This window comes from Paraburkholderia sp. J8-2 (assembly GCF_905220195.1).
Lineage (GTDB): Bacteria > Pseudomonadota > Gammaproteobacteria > Burkholderiales > Burkholderiaceae > Paraburkholderia.
In genome coordinates this window covers 131,064-156,716 of the sequence record NZ_CAJMZA010000001.1, presented here as the reverse complement: position 1 = coordinate 156,716, position 25,653 = coordinate 131,064, and the positions used below count along the sequence as shown (strand labels likewise).

21 protein-coding genes are annotated in these 25,653 nt (G+C 64.7%); 13 read left to right on the top strand and 8 right to left on the bottom strand.

Annotation, left to right across the window (positions count from 1 at the left end; all coding sequences use genetic code 11):
* Nucleotides 1-2: 2 nt before the first annotated feature.
* Nucleotides 3-1,574 carry a DHA2 family efflux MFS transporter permease subunit gene (locus tag U5A52_RS00680; RefSeq protein WP_321914587.1) on the bottom strand — a complete coding sequence of 524 codons (1,572 nt, stop codon included), beginning with the start codon at nt 1,572-1,574 and terminating at the stop codon, nt 3-5.
* A gap of 269 nt (nt 1,575-1,843) precedes the next feature.
* On the opposite strand from U5A52_RS00680, the gene U5A52_RS00675 reads away from it, so the two are divergent.
* From U5A52_RS00675 to U5A52_RS00665, 3 genes are all read left to right on the top strand, one after another.
* Nucleotides 1,844-2,494 (top strand): alpha/beta hydrolase, encoded by a 651-nt coding sequence (locus U5A52_RS00675; RefSeq protein WP_321914588.1) that lies wholly within the window; start codon nt 1,844-1,846, stop codon nt 2,492-2,494.
* A 348-nt stretch (nt 2,495-2,842) separates the two neighbouring features.
* Nucleotides 2,843-3,898: a rod shape-determining protein gene (locus U5A52_RS00670; protein WP_321914589.1), complete on the top strand. Its 1,056-nt coding sequence runs from the start codon at nt 2,843-2,845 to the stop codon at nt 3,896-3,898.
* 229 nt (nt 3,899-4,127) lie between these two features.
* Nucleotides 4,128-4,913, top strand: coding sequence for an alpha/beta hydrolase (locus U5A52_RS00665; protein WP_321914631.1), 786 nt, complete (start codon nt 4,128-4,130; stop codon nt 4,911-4,913).
* Between the two features lie 115 nt (nt 4,914-5,028).
* On the opposite strand, the gene U5A52_RS00660 is transcribed toward U5A52_RS00665, so the two are convergent.
* The gene (locus U5A52_RS00660; RefSeq protein ID WP_321914590.1) at nt 5,029-5,430 is read right to left on the bottom strand and encodes a hypothetical protein; all 402 of its coding nucleotides are present in this window, start codon (nt 5,428-5,430) and stop codon (nt 5,029-5,031) included.
* A gap of 382 nt (nt 5,431-5,812) precedes the next feature.
* Between U5A52_RS00660 and gltA the strand changes: the two genes are divergently transcribed.
* Together gltA and U5A52_RS00650 are read left to right on the top strand one after the other, a co-directional pair.
* Nucleotides 5,813-7,114, top strand: a complete 1,302-nt coding sequence (gene gltA, locus U5A52_RS00655; protein WP_321914591.1) for a citrate synthase — start codon at nt 5,813-5,815, stop codon at nt 7,112-7,114.
* A 249-nt stretch (nt 7,115-7,363) separates the two neighbouring features.
* The gene (locus tag U5A52_RS00650) at nt 7,364-9,634 is read left to right on the top strand and encodes an amylo-alpha-1,6-glucosidase (RefSeq protein ID WP_321914592.1); all 2,271 of its coding nucleotides are present in this window, start codon (nt 7,364-7,366) and stop codon (nt 9,632-9,634) included.
* 48 nt (nt 9,635-9,682) lie between these two features.
* Here the strand turns inward: U5A52_RS00650 and U5A52_RS00645 are convergent, their stop codons facing one another.
* The 4 genes from U5A52_RS00645 to U5A52_RS00630 all read right to left on the bottom strand — a co-directional run bounded on the left by U5A52_RS00645 (nt 9,683) and on the right by U5A52_RS00630 (nt 14,068).
* Nucleotides 9,683-10,762, bottom strand: coding sequence for an asparaginase (locus tag U5A52_RS00645; RefSeq protein WP_321933367.1), 1,080 nt, complete (start codon nt 10,760-10,762; stop codon nt 9,683-9,685).
* An 80-nt stretch (nt 10,763-10,842) separates the two neighbouring features.
* Complete coding sequence (gene lhpI / locus U5A52_RS00640; RefSeq protein ID WP_321933365.1) at nt 10,843-11,751, bottom strand: bifunctional Delta(1)-pyrroline-2-carboxylate/Delta(1)-piperideine-2-carboxylate reductase; 909 nt, start codon at nt 11,749-11,751, stop codon at nt 10,843-10,845.
* 60 nt (nt 11,752-11,811) lie between these two features.
* Complete coding sequence (locus U5A52_RS00635) at nt 11,812-13,053, bottom strand: FAD-binding oxidoreductase (protein ID WP_321933364.1); 1,242 nt, start codon at nt 13,051-13,053, stop codon at nt 11,812-11,814.
* Nucleotides 13,054-13,156: 103 nt separating this feature from the next.
* Nucleotides 13,157-14,068: a LysR family transcriptional regulator gene (locus tag U5A52_RS00630; RefSeq protein ID WP_321914596.1), complete on the bottom strand. Its 912-nt coding sequence runs from the start codon at nt 14,066-14,068 to the stop codon at nt 13,157-13,159.
* Between the two features lie 163 nt (nt 14,069-14,231).
* On the opposite strand from U5A52_RS00630, the gene U5A52_RS00625 reads away from it, so the two are divergent.
* Nucleotides 14,232-15,257 (top strand): DUF1338 domain-containing protein, encoded by a 1,026-nt coding sequence (locus U5A52_RS00625; protein ID WP_321914597.1) that lies wholly within the window; start codon nt 14,232-14,234, stop codon nt 15,255-15,257.
* Nucleotides 15,258-15,267: 10 nt separating this feature from the next.
* Here the strand turns inward: U5A52_RS00625 and U5A52_RS00620 are convergent, their stop codons facing one another.
* The gene (locus tag U5A52_RS00620; RefSeq protein WP_321933363.1) at nt 15,268-15,891 is read right to left on the bottom strand and encodes an XRE family transcriptional regulator; all 624 of its coding nucleotides are present in this window, start codon (nt 15,889-15,891) and stop codon (nt 15,268-15,270) included.
* A 547-nt stretch (nt 15,892-16,438) separates the two neighbouring features.
* Between U5A52_RS00620 and U5A52_RS00615 the strand changes: the two genes are divergently transcribed.
* The 4 genes from U5A52_RS00615 to U5A52_RS00600 all read left to right on the top strand — a co-directional run bounded on the left by U5A52_RS00615 (nt 16,439) and on the right by U5A52_RS00600 (nt 21,974).
* A complete protein-coding gene (locus U5A52_RS00615) occupies nt 16,439-17,536 on the top strand; it encodes a branched-chain amino acid ABC transporter substrate-binding protein (protein ID WP_321934144.1) in 1,098 nt (365 codons plus the stop codon).
* Nucleotides 17,537-17,785: 249 nt separating this feature from the next.
* Nucleotides 17,786-19,285: an aldehyde dehydrogenase family protein gene (locus U5A52_RS00610; RefSeq protein WP_321933361.1), complete on the top strand. Its 1,500-nt coding sequence runs from the start codon at nt 17,786-17,788 to the stop codon at nt 19,283-19,285.
* A 116-nt stretch (nt 19,286-19,401) separates the two neighbouring features.
* The gene (locus tag U5A52_RS00605; protein WP_321933360.1) at nt 19,402-20,574 is read left to right on the top strand and encodes an FAD-binding oxidoreductase; all 1,173 of its coding nucleotides are present in this window, start codon (nt 19,402-19,404) and stop codon (nt 20,572-20,574) included.
* A gap of 179 nt (nt 20,575-20,753) precedes the next feature.
* Nucleotides 20,754-21,974, top strand: a complete 1,221-nt coding sequence (locus U5A52_RS00600; protein WP_321933359.1) for a PLP-dependent aminotransferase family protein — start codon at nt 20,754-20,756, stop codon at nt 21,972-21,974.
* A 23-nt stretch (nt 21,975-21,997) separates the two neighbouring features.
* Here U5A52_RS00600 and U5A52_RS00595 read toward each other — a convergent pair whose 3' ends face one another.
* The gene (locus tag U5A52_RS00595; RefSeq protein ID WP_321933358.1) at nt 21,998-22,906 is read right to left on the bottom strand and encodes a LysR substrate-binding domain-containing protein; all 909 of its coding nucleotides are present in this window, start codon (nt 22,904-22,906) and stop codon (nt 21,998-22,000) included.
* Between the two features lie 95 nt (nt 22,907-23,001).
* Between U5A52_RS00595 and U5A52_RS00590 the strand changes: the two genes are divergently transcribed.
* The 3 genes from U5A52_RS00590 to U5A52_RS00580 all read left to right on the top strand — a co-directional run bounded on the left by U5A52_RS00590 (nt 23,002) and on the right by U5A52_RS00580 (nt 25,647).
* Nucleotides 23,002-24,177, top strand: a complete 1,176-nt coding sequence (locus tag U5A52_RS00590) for an MFS transporter (RefSeq protein WP_321933356.1) — start codon at nt 23,002-23,004, stop codon at nt 24,175-24,177.
* A gap of 67 nt (nt 24,178-24,244) precedes the next feature.
* Nucleotides 24,245-24,970 (top strand): haloacid dehalogenase type II, encoded by a 726-nt coding sequence (locus U5A52_RS00585; RefSeq protein WP_321933354.1) that lies wholly within the window; start codon nt 24,245-24,247, stop codon nt 24,968-24,970.
* 38 nt (nt 24,971-25,008) lie between these two features.
* Nucleotides 25,009-25,647 (top strand): NUDIX hydrolase, encoded by a 639-nt coding sequence (locus tag U5A52_RS00580; RefSeq protein ID WP_321914605.1) that lies wholly within the window; start codon nt 25,009-25,011, stop codon nt 25,645-25,647.
* Nucleotides 25,648-25,653: the final 6 nt, after the last annotated feature.

The window sequence follows — 25,653 nt, the reverse complement described above, 5'->3', positions numbered from 1 at the left end:
GGTCAGTGCGCCCCCGCCGCGCCGCCGCCTCCGCCGCCCCTCGTCGACTTCGTGATCCAGATAAGCGGAATGATCACGAGAAAGATGACCGCCGAGATATAGAAAATGTCGTTGAGCCCCATCATGGCGGCCTGCGAAGTGAGCTGGAAGTCGAACAGCGCGCGCGCGGACGGCTCGCTCAGATTCAGCACCTTCTGGGTCTGTTCGATTGCCTGGACGAAAATCGGGTTGTTGACCGAAGCCTGCTCGGTGAGCCGCGCGTGATGCAGGATCGTGCGGTTATTCCAGGCATTCGTCGCGATCGACGTGCCCACCGCGCCGCAGAACACACGCACGAAGTTCGAGAGGCCCGCCGCCGCCGGCACGCGGCTCGGCGGCTGTCCCGAGAGAATGATGGCCGTGAGCGGCACGAAGAAGAGCGCCATGGGGATGCCTTGCAGCAGCGTGGGCAGCACGAGATGGAAGGTGTCGATTTCGAGCACGTACCGCGAGCGCATGTAGAACACCCCGGCGAACAGCACGAACGCGATCGTCGCGATGATGCGCGCGTCGGAGCGCGGCAGGAGCCGCCCCACCACGGGCGAGAGCAGCAGCGCGAAGATGCCCAGCGGCGCGGTGACGAGGCCCGCATCCACCGAGCGGTAATTCAGGTACTCCTGCATCCATTGCGGCAATAACACGAGATTGCCGAAGAACACGCCATAGGCCACGGAAATCGCGATCGTGCCGCCCAGAAAATTCCGTTGTCCGAACAAACGCAAATCGACGATCGGGTGGTCCTCGGTCAGCTCCCACACGAGAAAAAACGCGAAGCTGATGAGCGCGACGAGGCCGAGCGTGACGATCACGGGCGAGTTGAACCAGTCCAGGTCCTTGCCTTTGTCCAGCATGATCTGGAGCGAGGCGACCCACGCGATCAAGAGGCCGAGGCCCACCACGTCGATGGGCGGCTTGCGCGTGGCCGATTCGCGGTTGCGGTAGATCGACCACGTCACGAAGGCCGCGAAAATGCCCACCGGAATGTTGATATAGAAGATCCACGCCCAGTTGTAGCTATCGGTGATCCAGCCGCCTAGTGCCGGACCCGCGATCGGGCCGACGGTCGTCGTCATGGCCCAGAACGCGAGCGCGCTCGCCGATTTGTCCTTCGGCCAGGACCCGAGCAGGATGGCTTGCGAGAGCGGAATGAGCGGGCCGGCCACGGCGCCTTGCAGCACGCGCGCGACGAGCAGGAAGGGCAGGGTCGGCGCGATGCCGCACAGCCACGACGCCAGCACGAACGAGAGGATCGAGGTGATGAACAGGCGCACCTGGCCAAAGCGCTGCGTGAGCCAGCCGGTGAGCGGAATGGAAACGGCGTTGGCCGCCGCGAACACGGTGATGACCCACGTGCCTTCGTCCACGGAAACGCCCATGTCGCCGGAGATGGTCGGAATGGCGACGTTGGCGATCGACGTGTCGAGCACGTTCATGAAGGTCGCCAGCGACACCGCGATGGTGCCGAGGAGCAGCCTGCCTCCCTGGAGCGGCGGCGGTGGCGCGGGCGGCGGCGATGCAGCGGCGGGTGAGTTCAAGCGTGTTCTCCGCGTGTTCGGTTTGCGGCACAGGATACCTGCAATCGTCCTGGCTCATCGCCGGCCGCGGAGCATCCCCATGCGGTGCAGGGTGATCGCGCTTGCGAACGGCTTTCGCGCGCGATGGCGCGGCTCTTTATGTAATGCCAGGAAATGGAGTCTTTCATACACGCGGCGCGTGGCGAGCGTATCCTTGCGCCTGCCGCGCGCCGCGCAAAAAGCGTGCACTGGACACACAATACGTTTGTAAGCACAGGGGAGGACCGACCATGAGCTGGGAAGCATTTGAAGGGGGCTGGCGTCTCGCGCCGGCCGATGGCGCCGCGCGCGCGCTCGTCGTGCTGCTGCACGGCGTAGGGAGCAACGCACAGGACCTCACGCCGCTCGCCGACGTGTGGCGCGATGCGCTGCCGGGCGTCGCGTTCGTGTCGCTCGACGGCAGCGAACCGTTCGACGGCGGCTTTGGCGGACGCCAGTGGTTCAGCCTGCGCGACATCAGCGAGAGCAATCGCGAGGCGCGCGTCGTGGCGGCTTCGCAGGTGTTCGAGCGCCGGCTCGAGGCCGAACTCGCCCACTGGGGGCTCGGCCACGACGCGCTCGCGCTGGTGGGCTTCTCGCAAGGCTCGATCATGTCGCTCTACCACGTGGCCACGCAGGCGGCCGGTGCGGCCGCCGTGGTCGCCTATGCGGGCCGGCTCGTCACGCCCGTGGTCGCAAAAAGCCGCACGGTGCTCACGCTCGTGCACGGCGAGGACGACGAGGTGATTCCGGCGAGCGAACTGGAGCGCGCCGCCGTCGCCTTCAGCGACGCGGGCTTTGCCGTCACCGCTTTCGCGCTGCCGGGCGTGGGCCACACGATCACGCCGCAGGGCGTCATGCTCGGGCGCGACGCGCTGGTGCGCGCGCTCGCGCATGCCTGATTGCCCCGTCTACCGGATGGCTGGCGGGGTACGAGGTCGGACCCCGTTAAGCCGCGAAAATATGCCTTAATGCAGGGAAATCGGTATAAAAGGGCAGCCGTATAAGCCCGCAGTGTCGTATTTCGGCCATATTTTCCGGATAACCTATGCAGTTATTTCTGGACCGGCTAAAGTTCGCGCCGGTCGCGGCCGTTAATACGGGGAGTCGCCGCGACCTTATCGGCCGCGTAGGCCCGTTCCGCCCGGCGCGCGGCTAGTTCGCGCTGCCTGGATGAGGCTGCCATCGGGAATGCCATCCGTCGGCGCATCGTCTGCCGGGTCGCCAAAGAAACCGAACATCAGACCAATATGGCCCGAGCCAAGCCACATTCTCTCTTTTCCAAAAGGCTGTTCCGCCAGGACGTGGCGCTCGATCTCGGTACGGCCAACACGCTGATCTATACCGCCGACAAAGGCATCGTGCTGAACCAGCCCTCCGTGGTCTGCTTCGAGCGGCGCGCGGGCGCGAGCGAGACGACGGTGGCCGCGGTGGGCCGCGAGGCGAAGGATCTGCTCGGTCGCGCGCCGGCCAATCTGGAAACGGTGCGGCCGCTTTCGCACGGCGTGATCGCCAATTTTTCCGCTGCCGAACACATGATGCGCCGCTTCGTGGCGATGGCGCAGCCGCGCCGTCTGCTCGGGCGCCGTGCCGCATTCACGGTGTGCGTGCCGGCGGGGGCGACGCGCGTCGAGCGCCGCGCCATTCGCGAGGCGGCCTTCGCGGCGGGCGCCGCGAGTGTGAACCTGATTGGCGAGTCGCTCGCTTCGGCGCTGGGTGCGGGGCTGCCGGTGCATGCGGCAACGGGCTCGATGGTCGTGGACATCGGCGGCGGCACCACGGAAGTGGGCATCGTCGCGCTGGGCGGCGTGGCGTGCAGCGGGTCGGTGCGCGTGGGCGGCGACCAGTTCGACCGCGCGATCGTCGACCATGTGCGCACGCTCTATGGCGTCGTGCTGGGCGACCAGACCGCCGAACACCTGAAAAAGTCGATTGGCTGCGCGCTCTACGGCGAACCCGTCGAACGCATGCGCGCGACCGGGCGCAGCATGGAAGACGGCCTGCCGCGCACGGTCGAGATCACGAGCCACGACGTCGCGGACGCGCTGGCCGCGCCGTTGCGTCTCGTGATCAACGCGGTGCGGCAGGTGCTCGAGACGGCGCCCGCCGAACTCGTCACCGATATCGCCGATAGCGGCATCGTGCTCACGGGCGGCGGCTCGCTGCTCCAGCGGCTCGATCAGTGTCTCGCCGCCGAGCTCGGCGTGACCGTGCGCGTGGCTGACGAGCCGCTTACCTGCGCGGTGCGCGGCGCGGGCGCGGCGGCCTCGCTCATGAACGAGCACGTGTTCGAATTCGTCGAATAACGGCGCCAGCCGACTGGCGACGAAGCGGCGCTGCGGGAGCGCGCCGCCGTGCCAGGCGCACGCGGCGCGGGCGTGGGACAATACGCCACTTTGCAGGCGTGCGCCGCGATGGGCTGCCCGCGAGCCTTCGCAGTGCGCCGCTGTCCCGTTGCCTCCACATCGTCCAGCCGTGAATCCAGCCGTTTTTCCGGCCCCCGGTACGTTCATCGAACTGCCTGGCGGCCTGCCTATGCCCTATATCGAACGGGGCGAGGGCGAACTCCTTCTCTTCGTGCACGGCTCGCTGTGCGACTACCGTTACTGGCAGCCGCAGCTGGCCGGCCTCGCGCCGCACTATCGCTGTGTTTCGGTGAGTCTCACGCATTACTGGCCCGCCGGGGACGCCGCACGCGCTCAGCCCTTCAGCTGGCGGCAGCACGCGGATGACCTTGCCGCGTTCGTCGAGGCTATGGGTGCTGGCCCGGCACACGTGATCGGGCATTCGCGCGGCGGCCTCGTGTCGTTCCAGTTCGCGCGGCGTCATCCGCAGCACGTGCGCACGCTCACGCTCGCCGACCCGGGCGGCCCGGTGCAGCAGCCGGGCCAGACGCTCGCCACGCTGCCCGAGACCGTCAATGCGCTGCGCGCCCGCGCGGTGGCGCTGATCGAGTCGGGCCAGGTGGACTCGGGGCTGGAGCTGTTCGTCGATTCGGTGAGCCGGCCCGGCTTCTGGGCGAAGAGTACGCACGCGTTTCGCCGCATGGCCACCGACAACGCCCACACGCTTGGGCCGCAGTTTCAGGATCCGCTGCCCGCGTACACGCGCGAGCACGCCGCCGAAGTGCAATGCCCCGTGCTGCTGATCGATGGCGAGCTGAGTCCCGAAGTGTTTCACCGGGCCGTGGCCGCGCTCGAAGCGTGGCTGCCCGATGCGCGCCGTGCGACGGTGGCGGGCGCATCGCATGGAATGAATCTGGCGCGGCCCGCGGCGTTCAACGAAATGATCGATCGATTCGTGAGCGGGCACGGACGCTGAGGCACGCTAAGGCACACTGAGCCAGGCAGACGCGCGCTGATGCAAAAATGGCGGCCCCGCAATGGGGCCGCCATTTTTTAACTGCGGTAAATATCGCAGTCCGAACGACCTGTGCTTAGTCGCGGCCGTGCGCGTGTGCGTCCAGCTTGTGCTCGGCAGCCTCGCCCACGAGGCCCGCATAGTAGAGGTGCACGCCGATCGCGAGCGAATCGTTGCGGATTTCGTGGAAGGCCTTCCATGCCTTCGCGGGATCCTTGAACACGAGGTAGTGCGCTTCCTGCGAAACGAGGCGGGCGACCTGGTGCAGGCCGTGGCCGTTGAGCGCGTTCACGAGGTGATCGAGGCTGCGGTGCGTGCGCGCGTCGGTGCGCGGATACAGCATGTGCAGCACGGCAACGCGTTCGTTGGCGAGCGCCGCCGAGAGTGCGACCACGATGTCCTGATGATTGAGTGCCGTGACGACGGCGCCCTCTGCTTGTTCGTCTTCTGCGAACAGGGTATCGACCGAGATGTTCATCTGTTGCTTCCTTACGTTTTGCTTTAAGCGCGTGTGGCGGTGAAAAGCCCGCGAGTGGTACCGGGCTAGATTACAAAATGCAAGTAATGGAAAACCCTTGCATGTCAAGCAGTATCGCAAAGATAGGGTGCGACATGTTGCGCTGCAAGAGAAAAATATTGTTGCAGGAATCGGCGTTAAGGAAGCCGCAAGCTTGGCAGTGTTGCGGTCTTGAGGAGGGATTGTTGCTGGCTGCGCTATCAATCGATGCTGCGCCGCGCCGTAGAATGCGGCATGCGGTCGCAGCACTGCCGGCCCGGACGAATGGGTACCCGGCGGCTGCGTCCAGTTGCGCGAAGTTTTGCGAAGTTTTTGCGAAGTGACAGCAATTCAAGGACACACAATGATCGACTCGAAGACACACGCCACGCTCACGATCCCCGGCCAGGCTGAAGGCGTTCAGCTGCCGGTCTACAAGGGCACCATCGGCCCGGACGTGATCGACATCCGCAAGCTGTATGGCCAGACCGGCATGTTCACGTACGACCCGGGCTTCATGTCCACGGCGGCGTGCAACTCGGCGATCACCTATATCGACGGCGACAAGGGCGAGCTGCTGTACCGCGGCTACCCGATCGACAACCTCGCGCAGAACGCCGACTTCCTCGAAAGCTGCTACCTCCTGCTCAAGGGCGAGCTGCCCACGCAGCAGCAGAAGGACGAATTCGTCTCGATGGTCACGAACCACACGATGGTTCATGAGCAAATGCACTTCTTTTTCCGGGGGTTCCGCCGTGACGCACATCCGATGGCGATTCTGGTGGCGGCGGTCGGCGCACTGTCCGCGTTCTATCACGACTCGCTCGACATCAACGACCCGACGCATCGCGAGGTGTCTGCGATCCGCATGATCGCCAAGCTGCCGACGCTCGTGGCCATGGCTTACAAGTACACCATCGGCCAGCCGTTCGTGTATCCGCAGAACGATCTGTCGTACAGCGCGAACTTCATGCGCATGATGTTCTCCGCGCCGAGCGAGGAGTACAAGGTCAACGACGTGCTCGTGCGCGCGCTCGACCGCATCCTGATCCTGCACGCCGACCACGAGCAGAACGCTTCGACCTCGACGGTGCGTCTGGCGGGTTCGTCGGGCGCGAACCCGTTCGCGTGTATCGCGGCCGGTATCGCCTGTCTGTGGGGACCGGCGCACGGTGGTGCGAACGAAGCCGCACTGAACATGCTCGAAGAAATCGGCTCGGTCGATAACATCCCGAAGTTCATCGAGCAGGTGAAGGACAAGAACTCGGGCGTGAAGCTGATGGGCTTCGGCCACCGCGTGTACAAGAACTACGACCCGCGTGCGAAGCTCATGCGCGAGACGTGCTACGAAGTGCTGAACGAACTGGGCCTGCACGACGATCCGCTCTTCAAGCTCGCCATGCAGCTCGAAAAGATCGCGCTCGAAGACGAATACTTCGTGTCGCGCAAGCTGTACCCGAACGTCGACTTCTACTCGGGCATCGTGCAGCGCGCGCTGGGCATTCCGACCGCGATGTTCACGTGCATCTTCGCGATGGCGCGCACGGTGGGCTGGATCGCGCAGTGGAACGAGATGATCGCCGACCCCGAGCAGAAGATCGGCCGTCCGCGTCAGCTGTTCATCGGCGAAACGCTGCGTGAGGCCAAGCCGATTTCGCAACGCTGATGCGCTGAGCGCGCCGCTTACGGCGTGCTCCATGCTGTGCCTCCTCGGGCGCCCGCACGTTACGTCGTGCCGGCGCCCGCAATTTTTTCCGCGCACGTTCCTTGCTCGCGTGGGGATTTGCCACCGATTTCGTGCGTATCCTTCGCATATTCTTCACGCATTGGCTGCCAACGCGTGCGCCGAAGCCACTACAATCATCCGCAAGCGAACCGTACCGTAACCATTTGCATGGGACCCAGGAGGCACGCAATGCAGGATCCTGAAACACTCGGGGGCGTCACGCGCTCAAGCGGCGTGGATCATCCCGCTCAAGAAACCGACGGCGCGTTCATCGCGCCCGAAACGCCCGAGGTCGCCAGCGCGGACCAGCATGTGCTGAAGTCGGGTGGCACCTTCATCGTCAACGATCCGCTTGGCGACATCACCGGCATCGACGACGGCCTCTTCGTCAACGACACGCGCGTGCTCTCGTCGCTGCGTCTCACTTTCGGCGGGCGCGTGCCCTCGCTGCTTTCGGGCAGCGTGAGCAGCGACAACGCCGTGTTCACGGCCCACCTCACCAATCGTCCGCTGCCGCCGCTTGGCGGCACCACCACGCCCGAAGGCGTGATTCACGTGCAGCGCGAGCGCGTGCTCTCCGGCACGATGATGACCGAGGCCATCGAACTCACGAACTACGGCACCGAAGACGCCGTGGTGCCGCTCTCCATCTCGTTCGCGAGCGACTTCCGCGACATGTTCGAAGTGCGTGGCCTGAAGCGGGAAAAACGCGGCACGCTCATGCCGCCGCGCGTGGAAGACGGCGAGGTGCGGCTCGAATACATCGGGCTCGACCACGTGGCGCGGCGCGTGCGTATCGAGTTCTCGCCCACGCCGAGCAAGCTCCTCGCCGACCGCGCGGACTTCACGGTCGATCTGCCCGCGCAGGCCTGCGTCTCGATCTATCTCACGGTGGCGATCGAAGTCGAGGCGCTGCCCGACGCCGCACCGGGCACGCAGAGCGCGGGCATCTTCCAGCCGCCGCATTGCCTCGCGAACTCGCAGGAGCAGCGCGTGGGCCGCGCGGCCGTGCGCGCCGCGCTGGTCGACTCGCATATCGTGATGCGCGAACGCCGCCGCGCGGCGGCGCGCCTGCGCTCGAGCAATCCGCTCTTCAATGCGTGGATCAACCGCTCGATTGCCGATCTGGGGCTGCTCACCACCGACCTGCCGACCGGCCCGTATCCGTATGCGGGCATCCCGTGGTTCTCCACGCCGTTCGGCCGCGACGCGGTCATTACGTCGCTGCAAACGCTGTGGCTCACGCCCGCGCTCGCGCGCGGCGTGCTGCGTTTTCTCGCCGAGCATCAGGCGCGCGAGAACTCCGCGTTCCGCGACGCGGCGGTCGGCAAGATCATGCACGAAATGCGCAAGAGCGAAATGGCCGCCACGGGCGAAGTGCCGTTCGCGCTCTACTACGGCGGGGTCGACACCACGCCGCTCTTCGTCGTGCTGGCGGGCGCGTACGTCGAACGCACCGGCGACGTCTCGCTGATCGACGAGTTGTGGCCGGCGCTTGAGCGCGCAGCGGCCTGGGTCGCAGGTGTGTGCGACCGCAACAAACTCGGTTTGCTCGACTACCGGCGCGAATCGGAAGGCGGGCTCGCGAACCAGGGCTGGAAAGACAGCCACGACTCGGTGTTTCATGCGGACGGCCGTTTCCCCGATGGCCCGATCGCGCTCGTCGAAGTGCAGGCGTACGCGAGCGCGGCGTTCGAGACGATGTCGCGCTTCGCCACGCATCGCGGCCAGGTGGAAGACGCGGCGCGCTACGCCGCGCGCGCCGCGAAAATCCGCCGCTGCGTGGAAGAGAAGTTCTGGATGCCGGAGTCGGAGTTCTACGGCATTGCGCTCGACGGTCACGGCGAGCTGTGCCGCGTGCTCGCTTCGAATGCGGGGCATCTGCTTGCGTTTGGGCTGCCGCAGGAGGAGCGCGGCCGCGCGGTGGCGGAAGTGCTCGAATCGGCGCTGTTCCACACGGGCTGGGGCGTGCGTACGCTCGCGGCGGGGCAGGCGCGTTTCAACCCCATGGCGTACCACAACGGTTCGGTCTGGCCGCACGACAACGCGCTGTGCGCGCGCGGCCTTGCGCGCTATGGCCGCAAGGCGGCGGCAGTGCGTTTGCTGCAGGCGCTGTTCGAGGCCGCGGTGACGTTCGACATGCGTTTGCCTGAGCTTTTCTGCGGGTTCCCGCGCCGACGCGGCGAGCCGCCCACGGCGTATCCGGTGGCCTGCCTGCCGCAAGCGTGGGCCGCGGGTTCGCCGTTCATGATGCTCGAAGCGTGTCTTGGCGTGACGATCGACGCAGCGCGCAACGAGGTGCGTGTCGAGCAGCCCATGCTGCCCGAAGGCATCGACTGGCTCGAAGTGGGCGATCTGCGCGTGGGCAAGAATACGGTGACGCTGATGTTCCGCCGCGTGGACGGCAAGGTGGTGGCGTCGGCCGATCGCAGCGACGTGAAGGTGGTGGCGCTGCTGTGAGTGAGTTTTGGCGCGGGCTTTCAAGGCCCGCGCCTGGCTCATCTATTTTTACTTGCCGAATGGGCGATCGCAGCGCTCAAGCGTGAACTGCGGCGCGACGTAGCCGGTTTCGACACCCATCGTGTTGACGATGTGCGGGGCGTCGAATTTGCTTAGTTGTGCAATCTGTTCCGCTGTGCCGATGCCCAATTGCCTCAACACTTCCACGACCGTGGCATGGAGCGCGGTCAGATCGCCGTCCTCTATCTTCACCGCGATACCCAATGCCGGGCCGCCCGTGTGCGCCGCGGTCGCCGCGCTTGCGCGCACGCCGATCGCATAACTGCCCGCTGCACCCAGCTTGCCGACGAGCGCGCCTTCGAACGCGTTCATGAGCGCCGTGCAGAAGCGACCTTCGCCCGCCACGAGTTCCGGATACGACGTCATCGCGCGATAGATGTGGGCGAGCGCTTGTGAGCGCGAGTCGGTCGCGATAGTGACGTGATCCTGCGCGTCTGCGAGCTTGACAAAGAGCCGCGCGAGCCGGTCGAGCGGGAAGGCCGGCGTAGGCAGATTGCAGCCGTCGATGCCCCACTCGACGCCCGTCTCGGGGAGATCGCAAACCTCGGCCACGACGCGTTTCACATGCTGCTGCAAGGGATGCGAAGGCAGATGGTAGTCGGCCAGCGCCGCGCCGATGGAGCGCGCGCCCGCAAGCATGCCTGCGTGCTTGCCCGAGCAGTTGCTGCACACCGCGCCCGGCGTGAAGTCGCGCTTGATCCACGCCTTGTACACGGCGTCGGACAACGGCGGATGGCCGCCGCAACGCAGGTCCGACTCCGAAGCGGACACCTTGGCGAGCATCGCGCGCGTACGCTCGATATGGCGGTCTTCGCTGCTGTGCGAGGCGCACATGAGCGCGAGATCGGCGTCGTCGAAGCCGAAGCGCGCAAGCGCCCCCGTCTCGGCCACGGCGAGCGCCTGCGCGGGCTTGGCCGCTGAGCGCACGAGCGTCATGCGATGCGGGTCGCCGAATGTGTAGAGCAGGCGGCCCTCGGAGTCGACCACGGCAATGTGGGCGACATGCGTGGTTTCGATGACCCCGCCGCGCAGGACTTTTACGGCGGGTTGGGGAGCGCTCGTCGTCATGGTTCGTCTGCCTTGTGCCTCGGATGGGATCGCGCTGCGCGACCGATGTGCGATTCTAATCCGGGCATCCGGCTGGCGGTCTAACGCTTGTCGCGCGCCACTCGACACGCTGCGAGATCCCACGCGCCGCTGCCGACCGTTTTGAACAGCACGGGCGTGCCGTCCTGCTTCGCGCCGTCCGCCACAGCGGAACCGATCGTGCGCACGTCCGCCCAGTCGATGCCGGCCTGCAGCAGGTCGCCGGCTTCTTCGCGCGCGGCTGCCAGATCGTCCACGAACACGCGGCTTGCGCGCACCGTTTCCTGCGCGATTTCGGCGGCGTCGGGCGTGAAGGCGCCAACGCCGATCACGAGCCGGTCGTTGCGGGCCTCGGCGTCATACACGGGCGTCTTGCTCGTGGTCGCGGCGATCACCACATCGACTGATTCGGGCACGGCGCCGTGCGCGGGCGTTGCGTGCACGCCGGATTGCGCGAGGTGAGCGCGGAATGCCTCTTCGGACGCCTCGGTGCGGCCCTTCACGTAGAGCGTTGCCGCCGGATACAGCTGGCCGATTGCCTCGGCATGAAAACGCGCTTGCTGGCCGGTGCCGATCAACAGAAACGCACGCGGCGCGCCTGGGTGAAAGACGCGCACGCCCAGCATCGAGAGCGCCGCGGTGCGCCGCCCGGTCACGGTCGGGCCGTCGAGAATGAACTCGGGCTGGCCCGTCGCGCCGTTGCACACCGTCACCGCGCCGAAGATGGTCGGCAGGCCGAGCGCCGTGTTGGCGGGGCACACGCTCACGAGCTTGTGGATGGCGATGTCGTCGGCGCTGGCGGGCATCGAGAGCATGACGCCGTTGCCCTTGAGCGGCACACCCGTGCGCACGGGTGCGTGAATGCGGCCCGCGTCATGGTCTTGCGCGGCGGTGGCGAGGGCGTCGAGCAGCGCGCCGAAGTCGAGCAGGCGCGCCGTGGCGGTTGCGTCGTAAATCGCGATGGGCTCCATCGAAGAGTCTCTCCTGACAAATGATGCGTGGGTGGGGCGGCGTGAATGGCAGCCGCGGCCTCAAAAGCGGTCGATGCGAAACGGTGCGAGATCGACGGCGGGCGCCTCGCGCGCCATCAATTGTGCGACGAGTTCGCCGGTGAGCGGCCCGAGCGTGAGGCCAAGATGCTGATGGCCGGTCGCGACGAAGGCATTGCGCGCGCCGGAGACCTCTCCGATCATCGGCAGATAATCGGGCAGCGTGGGGCGCTCGCCATACCAGCGGCTCGCGACCTGCGGGGCTGGCTCGCCGGGAAAGAGCGTGTGGAATTGCGTGGCGAGCAGATCGGCGCGACGCCAGTCGGGCGCGCCGCGCGCGCCGAGCTCGACGGTGCCGGCAAGCCGGATGCCTTGCGCCATCGGATTGCACGTGAAGCCGCGCTCGACGAAGCTCACGGGCACGCGCAGCGTGTCTTGCGAGGGTGCGGCGAGCTGGACGTGATAGCCGCGCTCATTGGTCAGCGGAATCCTCGCGCCGAGTTGCTGTGCGAGTTCGGCGCTACGCGCGCCGGCTGCGATCAACACCTTCGCCGCTGAGTGCGTCTCGCCGTTCAGCGTGACGCCGACGCGGCCGTCGGGCAGGACACGCAATGCGTCGACGGCGGCGCAAGTGAAACTCGCACCCGCTGCGAGCGCGGCCTCGACAATGCGCACGACGACCTGCTGCGGATTCGTGACCGAAGCCATGCCGGGAAAGTAGCGCGCATGGCTGATATGCGGTGTGAGCGAAGGCAGATAGTCGCGCCGAACCTGCTCAGCCGAGAGCGTCTCGTAGCGCACGCCGTGCCGGTCGAGCAGATCGAGTTGCACGCGTTCCGTTGCGTGCGCAACGGGTTGTTCGAACACGTAGAGCGAGCCGATGTCGCGAAAGAGTTCGGTGGCGATATGCCGATCCAGCAGACGACGCCAGGCTTGCGCCGCGCCCGTTACGAGACTGGCGAGCGCGCGCGTGTTGCGCCGAAAGCGCGGGCGCTGCGCCTGGGCGGCGAACTCCAGCATCCACGGCGCCATGCGCGGCAAGCTGCGCTTGTGCAGACGCAGTGGGCTGTCGCGGCGCAGCAGCATGCGCGAGAGGCCGGCCATCGTCTCGGGGCTCGCGAGCGGCGCGACATGGTCGACCGCGATCAGCCCGGCGTTGCCGAATGAGCAGCCCGAACCGGGCGGCGCGCTGTCGACGATACGCACGCGCAGGCCGCGCTGCGCCAGGTTGAGCGCGGCGCAGGCCCCGACGATGCCCGCACCGATGACGACGACGTCTTCCATGTCAGTCTCGCGACGAAGAAGTGATTTCTTCCGATGCTAACCCAACTATTTCCTATAGGAAACTTTTTTCTGATCGTATATCGTGCGCGCTGCGATTTGCAGGTCAGTCGCGGCCTTGCGAGGCGCTGTAGGCGCTTGCCTGCTCGAGCAGCCACGCGCGGAACAGTTCCAGCGGCTTGCCGTGGCTGAGTTCGGTGGGGTAGACGAAGTAGTAGCCGCCATCGGCAATAGCCGGCGCCTCGAACGGAATGACGACGCCAAACCGTTCGAGCTGACCTTCCACGAAGAATTTCGGCACCAGCGCCACGCCGAGCCCGGCGGCGGCGGCTGCGATCAGCATCGTGTGCAGTTCGTAGCGCACGCCGTGCATGGTGGCGTTGTCTTCCACGCCGAGGTCCGAGAACCAGCGCGTCCAGCCGTCCGGGCGCGTGGTGGAGTGCAGCAGCGGGTAGGCGAGCAGTTCATGCGCTTTCTTGATGGGCCGGGCAAGCAGCGACGGCGAACACACCGGCACCACTTCCTCGCCGAACAGAAAATCGGACGACGTGCCGGGCCAGGTCGGCTTGCCGTAGTGGATGGCGGCCTCGAAATGCGATTCCTCGAACGAAAAGGTCTCGGTGCGCACACCCATGTTCACGCGCACGTCGGGCGTGCGGTCGTAGAAGTCCTTGAGGCGCGGAATCAGCCATTCGGAGGCGAAGGTCGGCAGCACCGCGAGTTCCAGATAACCGCCGCCGCTGCCGTGCGCGATGATGGAGAGCGTGTCCCGGTCCAGATTTTCAAGCGCACGGCGCACCTGGGTGCTGTAGAGCCGGCCCGCGCGCGTGAGCACGACCCGTTGCTTGGCGCGCACGAAAAGGCGCACGCCGAGATTCGATTCGAGCGTGGCGATCTGGCGCGACACCGCGCTTTCGGTGAGGAACAGCTCTTTGGCGGCGTGCGTGAAGCTCTCGTGCCGCGCCGCGGCTTCGAACGCCGTGAGCGCGCCGATGTTCGGGATCTTGAACTTGCGCATGTTGATTCCGGAAACTCATCAAGTGACAATTTAATCTCGCTTTACGCGGCGCGCAACCATTCGAATAATGCGTTTCACGTATAGCTGGCCGAAGCCGATGGCCAGCGGCCCCGTTTGATGACCGCTGCCGGTTGGCAGGCGGTCGCTTCCTGTGAGATTGGTGATGCGCAATTCGAACGTAGAACGCTTGTTGTCCGCGCTGCTTGGCCGCGAGAAAACCGAAACCCTCTTTGCCACGCTGAACTTTCCTTCGATGCTCGAAGACTGGGAAAGCGGCACCGTCACGCGCGCCGAACTCGCCCAGGCCATGAACATGGCGCTGTTTGAAGACCTGCTGGAGCGTTCGCCCAACGGGCGCACGTACACCAACGATACGGTGGCGCAGGGCGGCGCGGTGTACTTCGACCATGGCGCGCTGCGCACGGTGCGCTGGGCGCACAACGGCGCGCTGCCGCCCGGCGAAGCGGCGTTCACGCGCATTCTGCGCCCGCTCGGCTTTCGCCTGAACGGCCGCTATCCGCTCGACAAGCTCGGCATGACAGGGCGCGCCTATGCCCACGAAGACGCGCCCGACGAGATCGCGCAGTTCTTCGTGAGCGAACTGCACCCCGAGCGCTTTTCGGCAGCGTTCCAGCAAGCCGTGACGAACGTGGTGGGCGCGTCGAAGGACCCGCTCACGCCGCTGGCTATTGCGCAGCTTTCCGAGCTCGAACGCGACGGCTCGCTGCCGATCGATGCGGCACTGCAGCTGCTGCCCTTGATCGTCGGGGCATTCGCGCGACAGCACGATGTGCCATCTGTTTCGGACTACGAGACGTTGTTGCAGGAATCGGCGGAAATGGCGTGGATCGCAACGGAGGGCAACGCCTTCAATCACGCGACCGACCGCGTGGAAGACGTCTTCAAGCTCTCGGACGACGAGAAGTCCAAGGGGCGCCCGATGAAGCCCAGCGTCGAGACTTCGCGCTCGGGCCGCGTGTTTCAAACCGCGTATCGCGCCGATACTGTGGCGCGCGAGTTCCGAACCGCCGACGGCCAGCGCGTGACGCGCGAGGTGCCGGGTTCGTTCTACGAGTTCATCACGCGCAAGCGCACGTTCGATCAGGCCACGCGCCGCTGGCAGACCGACTTGCGCTTCGACGCGGGCAATGCCACCGGCATTTTCAAAATGACTGCGAACGCCGCGTAAAGCGGGTGTTTCAAACGCCCGGCGCGCCGTCTTGCGTGTCCGGGTGTGGCTCGTTGATGAGCCAGAGGACTTCCGCGTCTTCTTCGCTCGTGGAGACGGCCGCATGACCCGTGCGGCTGTCGAAATAAATACTGTCGCCGGCTTCGAGATGTGTCGGTGCGTAAAGCTCGGAGTAAAGGCAAACCGAGCCGCTCAATACGAAGAGAAATTCTTCGCCTTCATGCCGGCCCCATTCGGTGAACTCGTCCAGCGAGTGCGCCGTCACGCGAATGCGAAACGGATGCATCGCCTTGTGCGCGAGTTCCGTTGCCAGCAACTCCATCTGATAGCAGCCCGCTGCGTGCTGCTGCCCGCCGCCCTTGCGCGTGAGCGCGCGGCGTCCGCTCGCGCGCGGCCTGGGCGCCGAGCCGAACAGTTCGCCGAGGTCGATCTTCAGGCCGTGAACGATCTTCTGCAGCACGTCGAACGTCGGCGACATCACGCCGTTTTCCACCTTCGAGAGCGTGGAGCGCGACACGCCGCACACGCGGCTGGCGGCCTCGAGCGTGTAATCGTGCTTCAGCCGGGCCGCCTTGACGCGCTTGCCCAGCTCCGCCGAAGCAGGCTCGGCGGCCTTGAGGGACGAGGTTTCCATTCGGGGACTCGGGTGTTCGCTGGGTGTTCGCTAGTTGTTCGTATCGTACTCTATGTTTCCGATCATAACATTTGCGTATTGTGTGGCGTCGACTGTGTCATGCCGCCTATCAGTATGCATGACTAAGTAATCCGGTCATCTGCAAGTTGATGATTTCTGACGCAAACCCAGTTCGCGCAAGGCAGGGCGCCCGCACAATCCGCTTTTTCACAACATTCATGCACAAGCAGGCGGATCGGCGCTATCGGGTATCTCCCAATGCCTGCAAGGCGTGCGCCACGCGTTGCCGTATTCCCCGCGTGAGCGGGCTTGATGAGAAAAGCGCATTACATGGTGATTAGATTTCGTTTGATGCACGCGTAAGCGCTGCAGACAATCCGTTCACGTCCCGCCGCCCGGCATCGTGCGGCGCGAGACGAATCCTGTGCGCCGAAGGTCCGCGCGACTATTCGGACGCATCACGTGCCGGCTTCAGATACCGAAGGAATATCGCATGCACTCTCGTTTCCTCGCTTCTCGTCGTAGCTGCGCGATCGCAGCGTCGTTGATGTTGGTTGCCGGCGCGGTGAGCGCGCAGGAAATGGTCGTCAAGATCGGCGTGGCCAGCCCGCTCACGGGCGGCGGCGCCGCGTATGGCAAGGACATCGAGAACGGTGTGCGCTTGGCCGTGGACGAAGCGAATGCCTCGCATCCCACCATTGGCGGCAAGCCGGTCAAGTTCGTGATCGACTCGCAGGATGACCAGAGCGATCCGCGCATCGGCGTGCAGGTCGCGCAGCAACTCGTGGACGACAACGTGGCCGTCGTGATCGGCCACTTCAATTCGGGCACGACGCTGCCGGCCTCGAAGATCTACGCGAAGGCGGGCATTCCCATGATCACGCCGGCGGCGACCAATCCGGCCATCACGCAGGGCGGTTTCCCGACCATCTACCGCGTGATCGCAACCGACTCGCAAAACGCCGGCAACGCGGGCAACTATGCGGCGACGGTGACGAAGGCCAAGCGCATTGCCATCATCGACGACCGTACGGCCTTCGGCCAGGGCGAGGCCGACGAGTTCGAGAAAGCCGTGAAGGCGAGCGGCGGCACGATCGTCGCGCGCGAGTTCACGAACGACAAGGCCGTGGATTTCAGCGCCCAGCTCACGAGCATCAAGCGCACGAACCCGGATCTCGTGTTCTTCGGCGGACTCGACGCGCAGGCGGCCATGATCGTCAAACGCATGCGTCAGCTTGGCCTGAAGGCGCAATTCCTTGCCGGCGGCGGCGTCATGGACGCGAACTTCATCAAGCTCGCCGGCGATTCCGCCGATGGCGCTTCGGTATGGGAATACGGCCAGCCGCTCGGCACGCTGCCCAAGGGCAAGGGTTTCGAGGCGAAGTTCAAGCAGAAGTACGGCATCGACATGCTCGCCTACGCGCCGTTTGCCTACGACGCGGCGTGGGTCGCCATCTCGGCAATGGAGAAGGCGGGCTCCGCAACGCCGGCGCAGTTCAACGCCGCGCTGAAGGCTACGAACTACGATGGCATTACGGGCAAGATCGCGTTCAATGCCCAGGGCGACCTGAAGAGCCCGAGTTCGACGCTGTATCAGGTCAAGAACGTGGCGTGGGTGCCGGTCACGACGCGAACCACCGACTGACCTGAACCGCTGTTGCTTCTTCGAAGGGCGCCGCTTTTGTCGGCGCCCAATGCATTGTTTCCAATAGGAAATCAAGGACGCACCGGCGGGGCGGCCCCATGCGATCTTCGTGGCGGAAGGCCCCGCGGATGCGATGCACGCGGCATGGCGAAAATCCCTTGGTTTTTGTGTTGTCGCCAGAAAAATGCGCGTGTATAGTTTCCTAAAGTAGCAATGTTTCGTATCGGAAATTTTTAAGGGATTCTACCTATGAAAGCCTCCTCCATCCTCTCGGATCTCGGTATTTCCCATCTCGCGGAAGCGGGCGACATCGCCGTGCATTCGCCGATCAACGGCGAGCTGATCGGCCGCGTCGCGAGCCAGTCGGCAGCGGACGTCGACGCCGTGCTCGCGAAGGCACAGGAGGCGTTCAAGAGCTGGCGCAACGTGCCCGCGCCGCGCCGCGGCGAACTCGTGCGCCTGCTCGGCAACAAGCTGCGCGAACAGAAGCGCGCGCTCGGCAGCCTCGTGTCGCTGGAAACCGGCAAGATTTTCCAGGAAGGCTTGGGCGAAGTGCAGGAAATGATCGACATCTGCGACTTCGCGGTCGGCCTCTCGCGTCAGCTTTATGGTCTGACGATTGCTTCGGAGCGTCCGGGCCATCGCATGGCGGAAACATGGCATCCGATGGGCGTGTGCACCGTGATTTCCGCGTTCAATTTCCCGGTCGCCGTGTGGTCGTGGAACGCCGCGCTCGCGCTCGTGTGCGGTAACGCCGTGGTCTGGAAGCCTTCGGAAAAGACGCCACTCACGGCAGTTGCCGTCAACAAGATCATGCAGGACGTGCTGAAAGAGTTCGGCGACGCGCCCGAAGGCCTCACGAGCCTGGTCGTTGGCGGCCGCGACGTGGGCGCAAAGCTCGTGGCCGACCCGCGTTCGAACATCGTGAGCGCAACGGGCAGCACCGAAATGGGCCGCACGGTCGGCGTGGAAGTCGCGCGCCGCTTCGGCCGCTCGCTGCTAGAACTGGGCGGCAACAACGCGGGCATCGTTTCCGCTACCGCCGATCTGGAACTCGCGCTGCGCGGCATTCTGTTCTCGGCAGTCGGCACCGCGGGTCAGCGCTGCACGTCGCTGCGCCGTCTCTTCGTGCACGAAAGCGTGTACGACAAGGCCGTCGAGCGCCTGAAGACGCTGTACGGCAAGGTCGTGATCGGCAATCCGCTCGAACAGGGCACGCTGATGGGGCCGCTCATCGACGAGCAGTCGTTCGCGCGCATGCAGTCGGCGCTCGAGCAGGCAAAGCGCGAGGGCGGCAAGGTGTTCGGCGGCGAGCGCTACGCGGTGGCAGGCAACGAGAAGGGCTTCTACGTGCGCCCGGCAATCGTCGAAATGCCGTCGCAAACCGAAGTGGTCCTGAAGGAAACCTTCGCGCCGATTCTTTACGTGCTCAAGTACAGCGACTTCGGCGACGCCATCGAAGCGAACAACGCCGCCCACCACGGCCTCTCGTCGTGCGTGTTCACGACGGACCTGCGCGAGAGCGAGCGCTTCACGTCGGCCTCGGGCAGCGATTGCGGCATCGCGAACGTGAACATCGGGCCGAGCGGCGCGGAGATCGGCGGCGCGTTCGGCGGCGAGAAGGAAACGGGCGGCGGCCGCGAATCGGGCTCGGACGCGTGGAAGGCCTATATGCGCCGCGCGACCAACACGGTCAATTATTCGTCGGCGCTGCCGCTCGCACAGGGCATCGACTTCAACGTCGAGTAAGCGCGTTTCGCTGACCTGAGCAGGCAAGACCGGGCGCATTGCGCGTCCGGTCGATGGATCGATTCGCGCAAAACAAATCAATGCGCGCCGCAGTTATCCGCAATCTGGAGCAAGTCGTGAGTTCTCAAGTCGTTATCGTTGGCGGCGGGGTAATCGGTAGTTCTATTGCTTATTTTCTGCGCGCGGCGGACCCCACGGTTGCCGTGACCGTGTTCGAGCGCGACCCGAGTTATGCGCGCTCGTCGTCGGCGCTTTCGGCCGCGTCGATCCGGCAGCAGTTTTCCACGCCGTTGTCGATCCAGATGTCGCTCTTCGGCATCGAGTTTCTGCGCGGCATTGGTGAGCGGCTCGAAGTGAACGGCAGCCGCCCGTCGATCGATTTGCATGAGGGCGGCTATCTTTTCCTCGCCACGGAAGCGGGCGACGCGACGCTGCGCGAGAATCACGCGCTGCAAACGAGCCTTGGCGCGGACATCGAACTCATGGCGCGCGACGCGCTGCATGCCAAGTTTCCCTGGCTCAACGTCGAGGATCTGACAAGCGGCGCGTACGGCCGCAGCGGCGAGGGCTGGTTCGACGGTTACGGCCTCGTGCAGGCGCTGCGCAAGAAGGCGCAGTCGCTCGGCGCGCGCTATGTGGCGGCCGATGTGACCGGCGTCGTGCGCAGCGGCCGCAAGGTCACGCACGTGATCGCGAGCGACGGCGAACGCCATGCGTGCGACACGGTCGTGAACGCGGCCGGTGCGTGGGCGCGCAAGCTTGCGGAAATGATGGACATCGACATTCCGGTTTATGCGCGCCGCCGCAGCATTTTCAACGTGTCGTCGCCGGCGCGGCTCACTGCGTGTCCGCTGTTGATCGATCCGTCGGGCGTGTATTTCCGCCCCGAGGGCAATACGTATATCACCGGCACGTCGCCGAGCGCGGACAACGATCCCAACGATCTGCCGCTTGACGAAGTCGATCACGCGATCTTCGACGACGTGATCTGGCCCACGCTCGCGCACCGCGTGCCAGGGTTCGAGGCGCTGCGCGTGGAAAACTGCTGGTCCGGTTACTACGAGTACAACGTGCTCGACCAGAACGCCATCATCGGTTATCACCCGGCCATCGACAATTGCATATTCGCCAATGGGTTTAGCGGGCACGGTCTGCAACAGGGGCCGGCAACCGGGCGTGGCGTGAGCGAGCTGATTCTGAATGGCAGATACAGCACGCTCGATCTTTCTTCGCTCGACTGGTCGCGTGTGCTGGAAAACCGGCCGATCGTCGAAAAGAATGTCGTCTGATGCTGGCCGTGAGGCCGCGCAAAAAGCCCGTGATTTCACGGGCTTTTTTTATGGCGCGAAGGCTTAATGAGCTAACCGCATGACGTGGTGATTAGATTTCGTTTGATACACCCGCAAGAGCTGACCACAATCGAAGCTTGCCCGTTGCCGCGCTTAACCGTCATCGACTCCATTACGCCATGTACGATTTCACCGCGCCTTTTCAGCAGCCCGCCGGTTCACCCATTCGCGAGCTTTTCAAGTACCTGGGAGAGCCAGGCATGATTTCCTTCGCGGGCGGTTATCCGGCCAGCGATCTGTTCGACGCCGACGGACTGCATGCGGCAGCGGCAAAAGCGTGGCAAGCCTCCACGCGCTGCCTTCAATATGGTCCGACCGACGGCCTGCCCGAGTTGAAGACGCAATTGCTCGCGCTGATGGCGCGCCGCGGCGTGACTTGCGCGCCTGAGGAGATGCTCGTGACGACCGGCTCGCAGCAAGGCCTCGACCTCTTGCTACGCGTGCTGCTCAATCCGGGCGACACGGCCTTGACCGAGCAGCCCGCCTATCCGGCCACGCTGCAGGCGCTCAGGCTGCAGCAGGCGCATGTCGTGACGGTGCCGGTAGACGGCGACGGTATCGACGTGGACAGCCTCGCCGCGCGGCTCGCTTCGGGCGCGGTTGTCCGGCCGAAGCTGCTCTACACGGTGCCGACCTTCGCGAACCCTACCGGAGCCACACTCACGCGCGAGCGGCGCCTGGCGCTCTTGCGTCTCGCCGTTCAATACCGCTTCGTGATCGTCGAGGACGATCCGTACGGCGATCTGCGCTTCGCAGGCAACGCGGTGCCGTCGATGCTGGCGCTGGCAAGCGAAGTGCAGGGCGCACGTGACTGGATCGTGCATTTCTCGAGTCTTTCGAAGGTCGTCGCGCCTGGCTTGCGCGTAGGCTGGGCCATCGCGCCCGCCGAAATCACGCGCCGCTGCGTGATCGCCAAGCAGACCGTCGACCTGTGCAGTACGCCGTGGACCCAGGCGATCGCCGCGCACTATCTGGAGGCGGGTTCGCTCGAACGGCATCTTCCGCACATCACGCGAGCGTATCAGCGTAAATGCGCAGCGCTTTGCGATGGATTGCGCGCGCAACTCGGTGATGCGATCGCGTTTCATCAGCCCGAAGGCGGCATGTTCGTGTGGGCGCGTATTCCCGGCGTGGCAATCGACGCGCTCTTGCCGAACGCGATAGCGAACAAGGTAATTTTCGTTCCGGGCAAGGCTTTCTTCGCCGATGATCCGGACACCGCTTCGCTGCGCCTTTCGTTCGCCGCGCCGAACGTGGATGAGATTCGCGAAGGTGTGGCGCGCTTGGAGCGGGCCACGCATGCCACGCGAACGGCGAGCGCGGCGTCGGCACCTGTTTGAAAAGCGCGCGACTCAAGAACGGATCAAGCGCCGCGCGTTTCCCGATGCGCAACCGACTGCGCAAGCTCGACAAAGCGCTCGGCACATGTCGATGTGAACGGCTCGATCCACGAGACAGCCTGTTCGAGCACCGGTGCGCCGTTCAACGGCACATAGGCCACGCCTGAGCGTTGCAGCGCCATTGTGAAGGCCGGCACGATGGCGACGCCGCGCTCGGCCGCCACGAGCGATACGAGCGTCGCAGTCTGCGAAGCGGTGGGGCCGATACGCGGCTCCACACCTGCTTGCGCGCACAACGAATCGAGCGCCGCAGTCAACGCCGATCCATACCCCGGCGGAAAAATCAGAAACGTCTCGTCGCGAAGCTCGGCGAAGTCGAGCGACGGCTTGTGCGCATGCACGCTGCCGCTCGGCACCGCGGCGACGAGCGGCTCGCGCGCGATCACGAGCGAACGCAAGCCGTCTTCGAGCGCGTTCGCTGCCGACCAGCCAAAGCCGATATCGAGTGCGCCCTCAACGATCTGCCGATGCTGACTCGCGGTTGCGACCTCGCAAAATGTGAGCTCCACCTCGGGCAGTTCGCGGCCTGCATTGCGCACGATTTCGGCGAACGCATCGGACATCGGAATCGAACTCGTGTAACCGATCGCAATACGGCCTGTCACGCCCTGTGCGAGCTTGCGCGCGGTGGCCTGCGCCTCGCCAACGGCGTGGAGCACGCTGCGCGCCCGTTCGAGGAACAACACGCCTTCGGGCGTGAGTTTGACCGCGCGTGTCGAACGCTCGAAAAGCCGAATGCCGAGTTCGGCTTCGAGCGCCGCGATATGGCGCGTGAGTGGCGGCTGCGCGATGTTCAGGCGCACGGCTGCGCGCCCGAAGTGCAATTCTTCGGCAACGGTGACGAAATAGCGGAGGCGGCGCAGGTCGAGCATTCTTGTTCTGGCGGTATCAATGGCGACGAAAACGGTATTGGCGCACGCGTTGGCCGATCCTCAGACTGTCGGTTGGACCAGACAGGGCGTCAAGCGTGAAAGACCCATCCATTCGAGCCGCGTTCTTCCTGTGCGGCTTCGCGGCCTTCATCAATCTCTACGCCACGCAAGGCATTCTGCGCGAACTCGCCGTTGCGTTCGGTGTGAGTGCGGAACGCGCCGGGCAGGGTGTGAGCGCAACCACGCTGGCCGTCGCCATTATCGCGCCGTTTGTCGGCGCCCTGGCGGCGCGTTTCGACCGGCGCACCGTGATTGTCGCCGCCGCGCTCGCATCGGCGCTGCCGGTGGTCTGGTCCGCGCATGCGTCGGGTTTTGCGTCATTCCTCGCGGCTCGCTTCGCCGCCGGCGTGCTGATGCCGTTCATTTTCGCCATGTCGATCTCGTATATCGGCGAACGCTATCACCATGAGCGCGCCACCGAAGTGAGCGCGATCTTCGTGGCGGGCACGACGCTGGGCGGCTTCGCGGGGCGTTTTGTCACCAACCTGCTCACGTCGATGCTCGGGTGGCGCCACGCGCTCGACATCGTGGCGCTGCTGAGCTTCACCACCGGTCTCGCGATCTACGCGAGCTTGCCCGCATCGGGGGCCGTGCGTGTGGAGGGCGGTTGCGCGACGAGGACGCAATGGAAGCCCGTGATGCGCGGCCCGGTGCTCGCCTCGTTCGCCGTGGGCGCATGCGTGCTTGCCTCTCAGGTCGCGACGTTCTCCTTCGTCGGTCTGCGGCTCACGCGCGCGCCGTTCGATTTCTCGACGGCGGGCATCGGCGCGATTTATGCGGTTTTTCTCGTGGCGGTGGTCGTCACGCCCATTTCGGGCCGTATGGCGAGACACCGCGGGCCGCGCGACCTTGCGCTCGCGGCGGTTGGCCTCGCCATCGCGGGGAGCTTGCTCACGCTCTCCGAGAGCGTTAGCGCGATTCTCGCCGGGCTCGCGCTCGGTTCGACGGCGGTGTTTGTCGAGCAGGCTTGCGCCAATGCGTTCATTTCCCATGCCGCCGCCGGGGCCAGGACGACGGCGATCGGCATCTATCTCTCCTGCTATTACTTCGGCGGCAGCCTCGGCTCCGTGCTGCCCATTCCGGCCTGGCATCGCTGGGGCTGGGCGGGGTGCGTGGCGTTCGTCGTGGCCGCTCAGGCGCTGGTTGGAGTGCTTGTATTCGCGTTCTGGCGGCCGGAGCGTGCCGGGTCGGAATCGATCGCTACTGTTTGATTCATGATGTCGAAGCGGCCTATACACTGTGATCTTCGTCCGGCACTTCCGAGAGGAGTGAGTAACCGTGGAATTGACTGACTTCGACACACTGACTTTTGACTGCTACGGCACGCTGATCGATAGGGAAAGCGGCATTTTCGAGGGCCTTAAACCGCTGCTCGAGCGGGCTGGCACGGCGCTCACGAAGGACCAGGTTCTGGAAGCCCACGCGCGTCACGAGTCCTCGCAGCAGCGCTACACGCCAGCCAGGCGATACCAGGAACTGCTGCCCATCGTCTACAAGCGGCTGGCCGAGGAGTGGGGACTGCCGTTCACGCACGAGGAGTGCGTGGAATACGGGCGGTCGGTGCGGAACTGGCCGGCATTCGAGGACACCGTTGCCGCGCTGCAGTACCTCAAGAAGCACTATAAGCTGGTGATTCTGTCGAACGTCGACAATGAGACGTTCACCTTTAGCAACGCAAGGCTGCAGGTTGAGTTCGACGCTATTTTCACTGCGGAAGACGTGGGCTCGTATAAACCCTCGTTGCGAAACTTCGACTACATGCTCGAAAAACTCGGCGAGCGTGGCATCGAGAAGGCGAAAATCCTTCACACTGCCGAAAGTCTCTTTCACGACCACAAGCCTGCCAATGAATGCGGGTTGGCGTCGTGCTGGATCTACCGCCGTTATGCGCAGCCCGGCTTTGGCGCGACAATGAATCCCGGCTCGCAACCGAAAGTCGATTTCCGCTTCAACAGCATGGCCGACATCGTAAAGGCGCATCAGGAAGTGCTGGCAAAAAAATAAACCAGCGATGCTTCATTCCCATTCGCGATCACGCAACCATGCCCACGCCTTCCGACCATGAGTTGTTGAAAGCCCGTCTCGCGCAGGCTCGCCGGCTATTGGCGCTTGCGCAATCGGGTTTGCACTACGCGACGAGCGCCTTCGACACGGAAAGGTATGCTGAAATCGCCGGCATCGCGCATCAGCAACTCGCGGAAATGGCATCCCTGCAATCGGGCGAAGTTGCTGCGCTCTTTGCTTCCGAAACGGGATACGCCAATCCTAAACTCGATGTGCGATGTGCCGTATTCAATCCGGCTGGCCAAATTCTTCTCGTGCGAGAAGCTGTGGACGGTTTGTGGTCTTTACCCGGCGGCTGGGCCGACGTAGGTGTCTCACCGGCTGAAAACGCGGCAAAAGAGGTGCTTGAAGAAAGCGGGTACACGGTCAACGTCGTTCGGCTGCTGGCAGTGTGGGACATGCTCAAGCACGGCCATCCGCCTTCCGTGTTTCACATCTGGAAGCTGGTTTTTCTTGGGGAGATCGTTCGAGCGGGCGAGATATCCGGAGCCGAAACTAATGCGGCTCACTTCTTCGATGTCGACGACCTTCCTGCCTTGTCGCAAGGCCGAATTCTGCCGGAACAAATTCGACGACTGGATGAACTACGCAATAACGGTGACGTCGAATTCGATTGAAAGGCT

Excerpts from the sequence above, each read along its gene's own strand:
- U5A52_RS00635 (WP_321933364.1), bottom strand. The coding sequence starts at position 13,053 with ATGGAAGACGTCGTCGTCATCGGTGCGGGCATCGTCGGGGCCTGCGCC.
- U5A52_RS00620 (WP_321933363.1), bottom strand. The coding sequence starts at position 15,891 with ATGGAAACCTCGTCCCTCAAGGCCGCCGAGCCTGCTTCGGCGGAGCTG.
- U5A52_RS00610 (WP_321933361.1), top strand. The coding sequence starts at position 17,786 with ATGAAAGCCTCCTCCATCCTCTCGGATCTCGGTATTTCCCATCTCGCG.
- U5A52_RS00580 (WP_321914605.1), top strand. The coding sequence starts at position 25,009 with ATGCCCACGCCTTCCGACCATGAGTTGTTGAAAGCCCGTCTCGCGCAG.
- gltA (WP_321914591.1), top strand. The coding sequence starts at position 5,813 with ATGATCGACTCGAAGACACACGCCACGCTCACGATCCCCGGCCAGGCT.
- U5A52_RS00630 (WP_321914596.1), bottom strand. The coding sequence starts at position 14,068 with ATGCGCAAGTTCAAGATCCCGAACATCGGCGCGCTCACGGCGTTCGAA.
- U5A52_RS00665 (WP_321914631.1), top strand. The coding sequence starts at position 4,128 with ATGCCCTATATCGAACGGGGCGAGGGCGAACTCCTTCTCTTCGTGCAC.
- U5A52_RS00670 (WP_321914589.1), top strand. The coding sequence starts at position 2,843 with ATGGCCCGAGCCAAGCCACATTCTCTCTTTTCCAAAAGGCTGTTCCGC.
- lhpI (WP_321933365.1), bottom strand. The coding sequence starts at position 11,751 with ATGGAGCCCATCGCGATTTACGACGCAACCGCCACGGCGCGCCTGCTC.
- U5A52_RS00595 (WP_321933358.1), bottom strand. The coding sequence starts at position 22,906 with ATGCTCGACCTGCGCCGCCTCCGCTATTTCGTCACCGTTGCCGAAGAA.
- U5A52_RS00625 (WP_321914597.1), top strand. The coding sequence starts at position 14,232 with ATGCGCAATTCGAACGTAGAACGCTTGTTGTCCGCGCTGCTTGGCCGC.
- U5A52_RS00615 (WP_321934144.1), top strand. The coding sequence starts at position 16,439 with ATGTTGGTTGCCGGCGCGGTGAGCGCGCAGGAAATGGTCGTCAAGATC.
- U5A52_RS00600 (WP_321933359.1), top strand. The coding sequence starts at position 20,754 with ATGTACGATTTCACCGCGCCTTTTCAGCAGCCCGCCGGTTCACCCATT.
- U5A52_RS00660 (WP_321914590.1), bottom strand. The coding sequence starts at position 5,430 with ATGAACATCTCGGTCGATACCCTGTTCGCAGAAGACGAACAAGCAGAG.
- U5A52_RS00650 (WP_321914592.1), top strand. The coding sequence starts at position 7,364 with ATGCAGGATCCTGAAACACTCGGGGGCGTCACGCGCTCAAGCGGCGTG.
- U5A52_RS00675 (WP_321914588.1), top strand. The coding sequence starts at position 1,844 with ATGAGCTGGGAAGCATTTGAAGGGGGCTGGCGTCTCGCGCCGGCCGAT.
- U5A52_RS00645 (WP_321933367.1), bottom strand. The coding sequence starts at position 10,762 with ATGACGACGAGCGCTCCCCAACCCGCCGTAAAAGTCCTGCGCGGCGGG.